General features: G+C 71.4%; 10 protein-coding genes. 4 read left to right on the top strand and 6 right to left on the bottom strand.

The window, feature by feature from the left end; genetic code table 11:
* Positions 1 to 445: 445 nt before the first annotated feature.
* The 3 genes from AB0I54_RS16845 to AB0I54_RS16835 all read right to left on the bottom strand — a co-directional run bounded on the left by AB0I54_RS16845 (position 446) and on the right by AB0I54_RS16835 (position 3,188).
* Positions 446 to 1,039 (bottom strand): histidine phosphatase family protein, encoded by a 594-nt coding sequence (locus AB0I54_RS16845; RefSeq protein ID WP_363296743.1) that lies wholly within the window; start codon positions 1,037 to 1,039, stop codon positions 446 to 448.
* Positions 1,040 to 1,158: 119 nt separating this feature from the next.
* Positions 1,159 to 1,614 carry a GNAT family N-acetyltransferase gene (locus AB0I54_RS16840; RefSeq protein ID WP_363296742.1) on the bottom strand — a complete coding sequence of 152 codons (456 nt, stop codon included), beginning with the start codon at positions 1,612 to 1,614 and terminating at the stop codon, positions 1,159 to 1,161.
* Positions 1,615 to 1,703: 89 nt separating this feature from the next.
* Positions 1,704 to 3,188: a PLP-dependent aminotransferase family protein gene (locus tag AB0I54_RS16835; RefSeq protein ID WP_363296741.1), complete on the bottom strand. Its 1,485-nt coding sequence runs from the start codon at positions 3,186 to 3,188 to the stop codon at positions 1,704 to 1,706.
* Here AB0I54_RS16835 and AB0I54_RS16830 point away from each other — a divergent pair.
* Both AB0I54_RS16830 and AB0I54_RS16825 read left to right on the top strand, forming a co-directional pair.
* Complete coding sequence (locus AB0I54_RS16830) at positions 3,187 to 4,104, top strand: DMT family transporter (RefSeq protein WP_363296740.1); 918 nt, start codon at positions 3,187 to 3,189, stop codon at positions 4,102 to 4,104. The genes AB0I54_RS16835 and AB0I54_RS16830 overlap by 2 nt on opposite strands.
* A gap of 12 nt (positions 4,105 to 4,116) precedes the next feature.
* Positions 4,117 to 4,320: a DUF1918 domain-containing protein gene (locus tag AB0I54_RS16825; protein ID WP_363296739.1), complete on the top strand. Its 204-nt coding sequence runs from the start codon at positions 4,117 to 4,119 to the stop codon at positions 4,318 to 4,320.
* Between the two features lies 1 nt (position 4,321).
* On the opposite strand, the gene AB0I54_RS16820 is transcribed toward AB0I54_RS16825, so the two are convergent.
* Positions 4,322 to 5,545: a family 10 glycosylhydrolase gene (locus AB0I54_RS16820; protein ID WP_363296738.1), complete on the bottom strand. Its 1,224-nt coding sequence runs from the start codon at positions 5,543 to 5,545 to the stop codon at positions 4,322 to 4,324.
* A gap of 169 nt (positions 5,546 to 5,714) precedes the next feature.
* Between AB0I54_RS16820 and AB0I54_RS16815 the strand changes: the two genes are divergently transcribed.
* Entirely contained in the window at positions 5,715 to 6,575 is an 861-nt protein-coding gene (locus AB0I54_RS16815) for a 3-hydroxybutyryl-CoA dehydrogenase (RefSeq protein ID WP_363296737.1), read from the top strand.
* Between the two features lie 191 nt (positions 6,576 to 6,766).
* The gene (locus AB0I54_RS16810; RefSeq protein WP_363296736.1) at positions 6,767 to 7,024 is read left to right on the top strand and encodes a hypothetical protein; all 258 of its coding nucleotides are present in this window, start codon (positions 6,767 to 6,769) and stop codon (positions 7,022 to 7,024) included.
* Here AB0I54_RS16810 and AB0I54_RS16805 read toward each other — a convergent pair.
* A complete protein-coding gene (locus AB0I54_RS16805; RefSeq protein WP_363296735.1) occupies positions 7,021 to 7,557 on the bottom strand; it encodes an NUDIX hydrolase in 537 nt (178 codons plus the stop codon). The genes AB0I54_RS16810 and AB0I54_RS16805 overlap by 4 nt on opposite strands.
* A gap of 67 nt (positions 7,558 to 7,624) precedes the next feature.
* Positions 7,625 to 8,965 carry a transcriptional regulator gene (locus tag AB0I54_RS16800; RefSeq protein WP_363296734.1) on the bottom strand — a complete coding sequence of 447 codons (1,341 nt, stop codon included), beginning with the start codon at positions 8,963 to 8,965 and terminating at the stop codon, positions 7,625 to 7,627.
* Between the last annotated feature and the right edge of the window lie 230 nt (positions 8,966 to 9,195).

The raw sequence follows: 9,195 nt of genomic DNA, 5'->3' as shown, positions 1-9,195 counted from the left end.
GCGGATCACAGAAGCCTCGACGACGGCGACGATGAACACCACGGACTCGCCCCGGCGCGGAGTGGCGCGCGGGTCGGCGTGCCGGGCGTCCACACAGCTACGCGCGCGTGGGCTGAGTCGACGCCCCGTCGAAACGCTGCACCGGCCGCGCCTCCAGCACGAACACGAGGGCAGCGCGGATCACAGAAGCCTCGACGACGGCGACGATGAACACCACGGACTCGCCCCGGCGCGGAGTGGCGCGCGGGTCGGCGTGCCGGGCGTCCACACGGCTACGCGCGCGTGGGCTGAGTCGACGCCCCGTCGAAACGCTGCACCGGCCGCGCCTCCAGCACGAACACGAGGGCAGCGCGGATCACAGAAGGCTCGCAGAAGGCGACGATGAACACCACGGACTCGCCCCGGCGCGGAGTGGCGCGCGGGTCGGCGTGCGATGGCCATACGGCTACGCGCGCGTGGGCTGAGTCGCCGTGCCGTCGAAACGGAGGTTCCAGCGGCCCGCGCGGCCCATGACGGTGGTCGTCGACAGGGGGCGGACGTCGATGTTCCAGTAGCTCGCGGGCGGTGCCTTCAGGACGTACACGAGGGCGGCGCGGATCACGGAGGGCTCGGCGACGGCGACGATACGGCCGCCGTCGTCGGCGGGGCGGGTCTCCAGCCAGCCGCCGACCCGGGAGATGAACGCCAGCAAAGACTCGCCCCCGTGCGGCGTGGAGCGCGGGTCGGCCAGCCAGGCGTCCACCGCCTGCGGCTCGCGGGCCATCGCCTCGCCGAGCGTGAGCCCGCACCAGCGGCCCATGTCGCAGTCCCGCAGGGCGAGCTGCACCAGGGGGTGGTAGCCCAGGGCGTCACCCGTGGCGCGGCTGCGCGGGGTCGGCGAACAGTAGCGCAGGTCGGCCGCGGCCAGGGGCAGCAGTTCCCCCGCGGCGTACTGCACCTCGTCCCAGCCCGCCTGGTCCAGCGGGCGGTCGTCCTGAAAGCGCTCCGCGAGCCGCGGCGAGCTGCGCGCGGCGGCGACGAACGTGACCCGAAGTTGCATGCGGAGATGGTCTGCCGCGCAAGTGCACAGGTCAAGGGGCGTTGCATGCCGGTTACCCGAGGTTTGCGAATCCTTACTGCGAGGTCAGGATCTGCCGGACAAGTCAGGAGAAAGCAGGGTCATTTCGCGTCACCGGATGTCTCGAAGTACAACGCCATCCACTGGTCCGGCCGTTCGAGCGGGGCGAAACCGAGCTTCTCGTAGACGCCGTGCGCGTCGTGGGTCGCGAGCAGCACGCGCCGCAGTCCGTACGACCGCAGGTGTTCGCGGATCCCCCCGACCAGTGCCGTGCCGATGCCCTTCCCGCGCACCGACGGGTCGACGTAGACATCGGCCAGCCAGCCGAACAGCGCCCGGTCGGTCACCACGCGCGCGTACGCCACCTGCTCCCCCGAGGCCGTCTCGTACACCCCGAAATTGAGCGAAGCCGCCATCGCATGGTCCTGCTTCTCCCGCGAGCGCCCGACCGCCCAGTACGCGTCGGTCGACAGCCAGCGGTGGACGCGGTCGACGTCGACGCGGTCGGTGTCGGCGGAGAACTCATAGCCCTCGGGCAGGTCAGGTGTATCGCTCATGCGGGGGATGCTCCCAGCTCAGCCGGGTCGGCGTCGAACGGATTCCACTGCGGGGCACGGGCGTTGTCAGTGGCGGGTGCCATGCTGAGTCAAGGGGATCGCTCGCCGGAATTCGTCTGCGGACTGGTCCCGATGCCCTGGCGCAGCACCTCGTCGCACGCCGCCCGCAAGCGCCGTACTCCCTCGGTGATCTCGCCCGTCCCCGCGACCGCCGCGAAGCTCAGGCGGATGTGGGCGGCGGGGGGTTCGGCGCTGAAGTACGGGCGGCCGGGGGTGATCGCGACGCCCGCGTGCAGGGCGGCGGCGGTCAGGGCGGGCTCCTCGGTGCCGTCGGGGAGGCGGAGCCAGAGGTGGTAGCCGCCGGACGGGACGTGTGGCAGGGCGAGTTCGGGGAGGTGGAGGCGGAGCGCGGTGGTCAGGGCGTCGCGTCGGGTCTTGAGCTCGGCGGAGACGGCCCGTAGGTGGCGTGGCCAGGCGGGTGAGCCGACCAGTTCGAGCGCGGCCTCCTGGAGGGGTCGGGGGACGAAGAAGGTGTCGACGACCTGGATGGCCCGGAGCCGTTCCAGCACGGGGCCGCGGGCGGCCAGGGCGCTGACCCGGAAGCTGGGTGAGGTCGCCTTGGTCAGCGAGCCGACGTGGACGACGACACCGTCCGTGTCGTCGGCGGCCAGCGGACGCGGCAGCGGGCCCGCGTCCGCGTGCACCAGCCGTCGTACGAAGTCGTCCTCGATCACGAAGGCGCCCGCGGCGCGGGCGATGCGCAGCACCTCGGCGCGCCGGGCGGGGGCCAGCACGGCGCCGGTCGGGTTCTGGAACAGGGGCTGGCAGACGAACACCCGCGCGCCGGTGGCCCGGAACGCGTCGGCGAGCAGTTCCGGCTTCACTCCGTCGGGATCCACCGGCACAGGCACGGGACGCAGGCCGGCCGCGCGGGCGATCGCCAGCATGCCCGGGTAGGTGGGTGACTCGACAAGCACCGGGGCGCCGGGCGGGGCGAGCGCACGCAGGGCGGTGGCCAGCGCGGACTGCCCGCCCGCGGCGATCAGCACCTCGGCCGCGCCGACCGCGCCGCCGATGCCCCGCGCGAACCACTCCCGCAGCTCGGGCAGCCCCTCCAGCGGCGGCCGCCCCCAGGCACCGGGGCGCCGCCCGGCGCGGGCCAGGGCCGCGGCCATCGCCCGCTCGGGCTGCAGCGAGGGGTGCAGATAGCCGCCGCTGAGCTCCAGCACTCCGGGCGGCGGGGCGGCCAGCGAGACCGTCACCCCGGAGGCGTCCACGGTGCGCGGTACGAGGTCGGCGGCGCCGTCGGCGCTGAGTGCGACCTCCTGCCAGGAGGTGTCCCCCGTGGGCGCGGCCGCGGTGTGCGGACGTGCGCGGAACGCGCCGGCCCCGGGGCGGGTGACCACCAGGCCCTCGGCGGCCAGCTGGGCCAGGGCGTGCGAGACGGTCACCGGGCTCACCCGAAAGCGCTCGACGAGCGCCCGACTCGACGGGAGCTTTCCTCCAAGTGAGTAGCGGTCGAGTTCTTGTCGCAGCTGTTTGGCCAGTTCGCTGACGCTGCTACTCTCTTGCATGAGAGCACAGAGTAGCGCTACTGCGCCGACGCCGGTAGCGGTCGACGTCCACCGAGAACGCCCCGGTCTGGGCACCGTCCAGGCCGCCCTGGGCGTCATCGCCTTCTCCCTCACCTTTCCCGCCACCGCATGGGGTCTGGAGAGCTTCGGCCCCTGGTCGCTGGTGTCGGTGCGCAGTGTTCTCGCGGCGGTGATAGCGGGCTCCTGTCTGCTGGCCCTGCGTGTCCCGCTGCCCGACCGCCGGCACTGGGCGGGGCTGGCGGTGGTGGCGGCCGGAGTGGTGTTCGGCTTCCCGCTGCTGACCACGCTCGCCCTGGAGACCTCCACCACCTCGCACGCCGCCGTCGTCGTGGGCCTGCTGCCGCTCACCACGGCGCTCTGCTCCGCGCTGCGCATGGGCACCCGGCCCTCCCGCACCTTCTGGGCGGCGGCCCTCGCGGGCGCGGCCGCCGTCCTCGCGTTCACAGTCCAGCAGAGCGGCGGCACGCTGACGGCCGCCGACGGCTACCTGTTCGCGGCGCTGCTGGTGTGCGCGGCGGGCTACACCGAGGGCGGGCGGCTGGCCCGGGTCATGCCGGGCTGGCAGGTCATAGGCTGGGCGCTGGTGCTGTGTCTGCCGCTGTCCGCCGGCGCGGCCGCGCTCGCGCTGTCGTACGAGCCGGTGCGGCTGACCGCGCACGGCGTGGCCGGACTGCTGTGGGTCGCCGTGGGCTCGCAGTTCCTCGGTCTCGTCGTCTGGTACCGGGGCATGGCGGCCATCGGCATTCCGAAGGCCAGCCAGTTGCAGTTGGCCCAGCCGCTGCTCACACTGGTGTGGTCGGTGCTGCTGCTGGGCGAGCACCTCACGGCGGCAGCTCCGCTGACCGCCGCCGCAGTGCTCGTGTGCATCGCCGTCACTCAACGATCGCGTTCGTGAGGAGGCCCACAGATGCGCGCAACCGTGGGCGACCATCTTGTCCAACACGGCAGGGTGGTCGGCCAACACGACCAGGTCAGCGAAGTCGTCGAAGTGCTGGGCACGGAGGGCAACCCGCCCTACCGCGTCCGCTTCCCGGACGGACACGAGGCCGTCATGTCCCCCGGCCCCGACTGCGAGGTCCGTCACCAGCAACAGGAACACCGGGCACAGTAGCTCAGCGCGGCGGGCTCGCCGACTGCCGATAGTGGTCGGCGATCACCCGTGCCATCGCGCCGGCCCGGTCCTTCGCGACGTCCTTGGCGGCGAAGAAGACGTGCCCGCGCACCTCGGGGTGACGGGCCGCGAGGGTGAGGTGCCGGGACAGCTCGGCCGGGTCCTGCCAGGCCGAGGGCTGGCCCTCGGCACCCGCCTTGTACAGGGCCTCGCCGATGTAGAGGCTGGTCCTGGTGCCTTTGGCCGCCTGTGCCCACCACCGCACCAGTTCGGCGTAGTCGGCGGCGGCGAAGCCGATGTGCCAGTACACCTGGGGGACGACGTAGTCGATCCAGCTCTCGCGGACCCATCTGCGGGTGTCCGCGTACATGTCGTCGTACGTCTGCACACCCGCCCGGGTGCCGGAGCCCCGTGAGTCGGACGTGGCGTTGCGCCACACCCCGAAGGGGCTGATCCCGAACCGGGTGCCGGGCCGGATCTCCTCGGCCCTGGCGGCGATCTCCCGCACCAGCTTGTTGATGTTGTCGCGGCGCCAGGCGGCCCGGTTGGCGAACTCGCCGCCGTAGGTGTCGTACGCGGCGTCGTCGTCGAAGCTCTGGCCGGCCACCGGGTACGGGTAGAAGTAGTCGTCGAAGTGGACGGCGTCGACCGGATACTTCGCCACGGCGTCGAGCATCGCGTCCTGGACGAAGGCACGGACCTCGGGCAGTCCCGGGTTGTAGTAGAGCCTGCCGCCGTAGGGCACCACCCAGTGGGGGTGCGTGCGGGCCGGGTGGGACGCCACGAGTTGCGTGGGGTCGTCGTGGTTGGCGATCCGGTACGGGTTGAACCAGGCGTGCAGCTGGAGGCCCCGGGCATGGGCCTCCGTCACGGCGGTGCCCAGCGGGTCCCAGCCCGGCGACCTGCCCTGGGTGCCGGTGAGGACCCGGGACCACGGCTCGTACGGCGAGGGCCACAGCGCGTCCGCCGTGGGCCGCACCTGGAGGAGCACCGTGTTCAACCGGTCGCGGACCGCCCTGTCGAGGTGGGCGATCAGCTCGCTGCGCTGCACGACCGCGGACAGGCCCTTGCGCGAGGGCCAGTCGCGGTTGTCGACGGTCGCGAGCCACACGCCCCGCATCTCGGTGACTGCCCGGGGACCCCGCGGTACCGCCGTCGATCCCTGTGCCGTCGCGACGGTGGACAGCGCCGCCAGAGTGAACGCCCGGCGGGACACTCGCACCATCCGCCCCCCTTACGCTCCGGATCCGCTCCGTCACGAATCGTCTCGCGTCCAAGGATGCCCCCACCCGGACGATCGATCATCGATACTTGGAGGTAACGTGCACGATCGGAGCAGGCGCCGAACCCGGGGGTCCTGCCGGAGCAAGCCGTAGATCAGCGAAGGGGACGATGTGAGCGACATCGAGCGCGTCGGAGTCGTGGGCTGCGGCCAGATGGGAGCGGGCATCGCCGAGGTGTGCGCCCGCGCCGGACTGGACGTGAAGGTCGCAGAGACCACCGGCGAGGCCCTGGAGATCGGCCGTACCCGGCTGTTGAACTCCCTGGGCAAGGCCGCCGAGCGCGGCAAGATCAGTGAGGAGGAGCGAGACGCGACGCTGGCGCGGCTGAGCTTCACCACCGACCTCGGCGAGTTCGCGGACCGCGACCTCGTGATCGAGGCCGTCGTCGAGAACGAGCAGGTGAAGACGGAGATCTTCCAGGTGCTCGACCAGGTGGTGACCCGGGCGGACGCGATCCTGGCCTCCAACACCTCCTCCATCCCGCTGGTGAAGCTGGCGGTCGCCACCTCGCGCCCGGACCACGTCGTCGGCATCCACTTCTTCAACCCGGCCCCGGTGCAGCAGCTCGTCGAGCTGATCCCGGCGCTCACCACCTCCGAGGGGACGCTCGGCCGGGCGCAGCTCTTCGCCGAGAAGGTGCTCGGCAAGCACGCGATCCGTGCCCAGGACCGTTCGGGCTTCGTGGTGAACGCGCTGCTGGTGCCGTATCTGCTGTCCGCCATCCGCATGTTCGAGTCGGGCATCGCGGGCCGCGAGGACATCGACAACGGCATGGAGATGGGCTGCGCCCACCCGATGGGCCCGCTGAAGCTGTCCGACCTGATCGGCCTGGACACGATCGTCTCGATCGCCAATTCGATGTACGAGGAGTACAAGGAGCCGCTGTACGCCGCTCCCCCGCTGCTCCAGCGCATGGTCGAGGCGGGCCGGCTGGGCCGGAAGACCGGCTCGGGCTTCTACACCTACGGCTGATTACGCAAGGTAGTCCACCGGCTCACACGGGCCCGGCACCGGCTGACGGTGCCGGGCCCGCGTCTTTCACACACCGTGTGCGCGCCGGGCACGCATATGCCCGTCGCACACGCTCCCCACGCGTCCACCAGGCGAGTTGACTCTCACGCGCATGCAAGGGACGAGAGACAACTACGGAAAGGAGCGGACCCGTGGCCGCCGATCCCGAGCATCCCGTGGTCCATGGAGAACTCGCAGAGTTACGTCGTCGCCTCGATGTGGCCTACGCCCGTGTCGAGGGCGGGCTGGCGCTGCTCACCCATCGCACGAAGGAGACCGCCAAGGAGTTGGAGGAGCTGAACACCCGTATGGTCTCGCTCGAACACGCACGCTGGCCACTGCCCTCGGTCGCCGCGCTCACGGCATTGGGAGCGCTCGTGGTGACGATCTGGCAGGCGCTGGCCCACTAGACATCGGCGAGCCTGAGGTGGTGCAGCAGGAGTAACGCGGCCGCCATGTTGGCGGCCGGGACCTCCCCACGGGCGATCATGTCCGGGACGAGTTTGAGGGGTACCCACTCCCGGCGGTCCGACTCGAAGTCGTCCACGGGATGTCCTACGTACTCGCCCTCGTCGGCCCAGTAGATGTGGTGCCGGGCGTCGGTGAGGCCGTTGGACGGCTCCACGCTCATGAGGTGGTGCAAGGGCCCCGGCCGCCAGCCGGTCTCCTCCTCCAGTTCCCTGGCGGCCGCACGCGCGATGTCCTCACCGTCCTCCACGACACCCGCGGCCAGTTCCCACCCCCAGCTGTCCGTGATGAAGCGGTGGCGCCACAGGAGGAGGACCTCGTTGGCCTCGTTCACCACCGTGGCCACGGCAACGGGCCGCAGCCGTATCAGGAAGTGGTCGAGGTGCCGGCCGTCCGGCAGCTCGACATCCGCGAGATTGACGCTGAACCAGCGGTTTGCGTACACAGTTTGTTCGTTCTGTTTCGTCCACTGCACGGTTCTGCCACCTTCCGCCGAGTAAGTGGCAATATCGCAGCAGGGACCTCTTCGGCCTACCGTGCGCCTACAGCGGTACGCGCAGTGCCCCGTCGATGAGTTCGGCGGCTTCAGCGGTTCCGGCACAACCGCTGCGCACCAGGTGTTCGCGTACCGCACGGAGTCTGTCGCGCAGCCGCTGGGACTCCATTCCGCGCGCCTGTTCGGCCATCTGCACCGCCGTGACCACCGCTTTGTCGGCATTGCCCTGGCGGAGTTCGATCGTGCTGAGCATGGCGAGCCGGTGCACCCGGCCCCGGTCGTGGGCGGGATTGTCCACGGCGGCCGCCGCATGCTCCCGGGCCGCCGCGAGTTCGCCGAGGCTGAGCAGCGCCTCGGCCACCTGGACGTTGACCAGGCCCGGCTGGACATAGCCGGTCTCGTCGGGTTCGTGTCCGCGCCGGATGCGTTCGGCGGCCGTCTCGGCACGCCGGATGCAGGACAGCGCGCTCGTGCCGTCGCCGAGGTGGGCGTACGCCTTGGCCTGCATCGCGTACAGGTCCGAGGCGAGAGCGGGGGTGATGTGCTTGCCGGCGGCACGCAGCGCGGCCTCCGCGAAGGCGACCGCCTGGCGGTACTCCCTCATGAACAGCGCCTGGTTGACGAGCAGCGCGATGACATACGCCCCGAGTCCCCGGTCCCCGCTGGCCTTCGCCAGGCGCAGGGCCTGGTGGAAGTAGCGCTGGGCCAGGCCGTGCGCGTCGGAGTCATAGGCGCAGATGCCCGCGATCGCCACCAACCCGCCCGTGGCACGGTGCAGTTGACGGCCCGTGGCGTCGGTGTAGCTGCCACGCAGCAGCGGGGCCGCTTCGGCGTTGAGGAAGCCGACTATGCGCGTGCGCGTCGCGATGCCGCCCGCCTTGCGGTACATCTGCTCGTAGTGGGCGCGGGCGGCGCGCAGCATCGCGATGTCGGACGGGGTGACCCGGTGCCGGCCGCCGCGGGAGACGTCCACGTCCTCGGGCGGGTTCTCCCACTCCCACACCGGCATCACGGCCGGGGTGCCGGTGACGGCGGGTGCGCCCAGTATGTGCGGGCGTTGCTGCTCGTCGGATCGCCACAGGGCGGTGGCGCGCTCCACGAAGCCGGAAAGCGAGGTGCCGTTCGGCGTCGAGGGCTCGCCGGGCACGCCCAGACCGATGTCGTCGAGGGTGACGGGCCGGTGCAGCCGGACGGCCAGCACCTCGCAGATCAGGTCGGGCACCTGACCGCGCGGCCGCTGTCCCTTCAACCACCGTGCCACGGCGGTGTGTTCGTAGCGAAGCGCGAGACCCCGCGTCCGGCCCGCCTGGTTGACGTGGGCGGCGAGACCGGCGTGCGAGATCCCCGCCTCGTCCAGGATCGCGTCGAGCAGAGTGTTGGGCTGCATGGATGCCCCCCGGGTGGCCTGGTGCCGTCAGACTAGTGCGGTTCCGTTCACACGGGGTGTGAACGGAGTGCGTGCATCCGGGCTGTGCGCGCACTGTTGCGGAGAGTTTCCAGTCGGTTGACTGGAATGCCTCGTAAGAGGCCGGCCGGGCCGCCGGCTCCCCCTCGTACAGTGCGGTGGCCTGGCCGTCGGCTTTGGCGGTGCGACCCAAGGGGTGGCGGCTACCGGTT

Origin of the sequence: Streptomyces sp. NPDC050625, from assembly GCF_040654755.1 — a bacterium.
GTDB lineage: Bacteria > Actinomycetota > Actinomycetes > Streptomycetales > Streptomycetaceae > Streptomyces.
This window is presented reverse-complemented; position numbering and strand designations above follow the sequence as displayed.

Bases quoted from the DNA above. Each gene is read 5' to 3' on its own strand.
- AB0I54_RS16830 (WP_363296740.1), top strand. From the start codon at position 3,187: ATGAGAGCACAGAGTAGCGCTACTGCGCCGACGCCGGTAGCGGTCGAC.
- AB0I54_RS16845 (WP_363296743.1), bottom strand. From the start codon at position 1,039: ATGCAACTTCGGGTCACGTTCGTCGCCGCCGCGCGCAGCTCGCCGCGG.
- AB0I54_RS16825 (WP_363296739.1), top strand. From the start codon at position 4,117: ATGCGCGCAACCGTGGGCGACCATCTTGTCCAACACGGCAGGGTGGTC.
- AB0I54_RS16840 (WP_363296742.1), bottom strand. From the start codon at position 1,614: ATGAGCGATACACCTGACCTGCCCGAGGGCTATGAGTTCTCCGCCGAC.
- AB0I54_RS16820 (WP_363296738.1), bottom strand. From the start codon at position 5,545: ATGGTGCGAGTGTCCCGCCGGGCGTTCACTCTGGCGGCGCTGTCCACC.
- AB0I54_RS16800 (WP_363296734.1), bottom strand. From the start codon at position 8,965: ATGCAGCCCAACACTCTGCTCGACGCGATCCTGGACGAGGCGGGGATC.
- AB0I54_RS16835 (WP_363296741.1), bottom strand. From the start codon at position 3,188: ATGCAAGAGAGTAGCAGCGTCAGCGAACTGGCCAAACAGCTGCGACAA.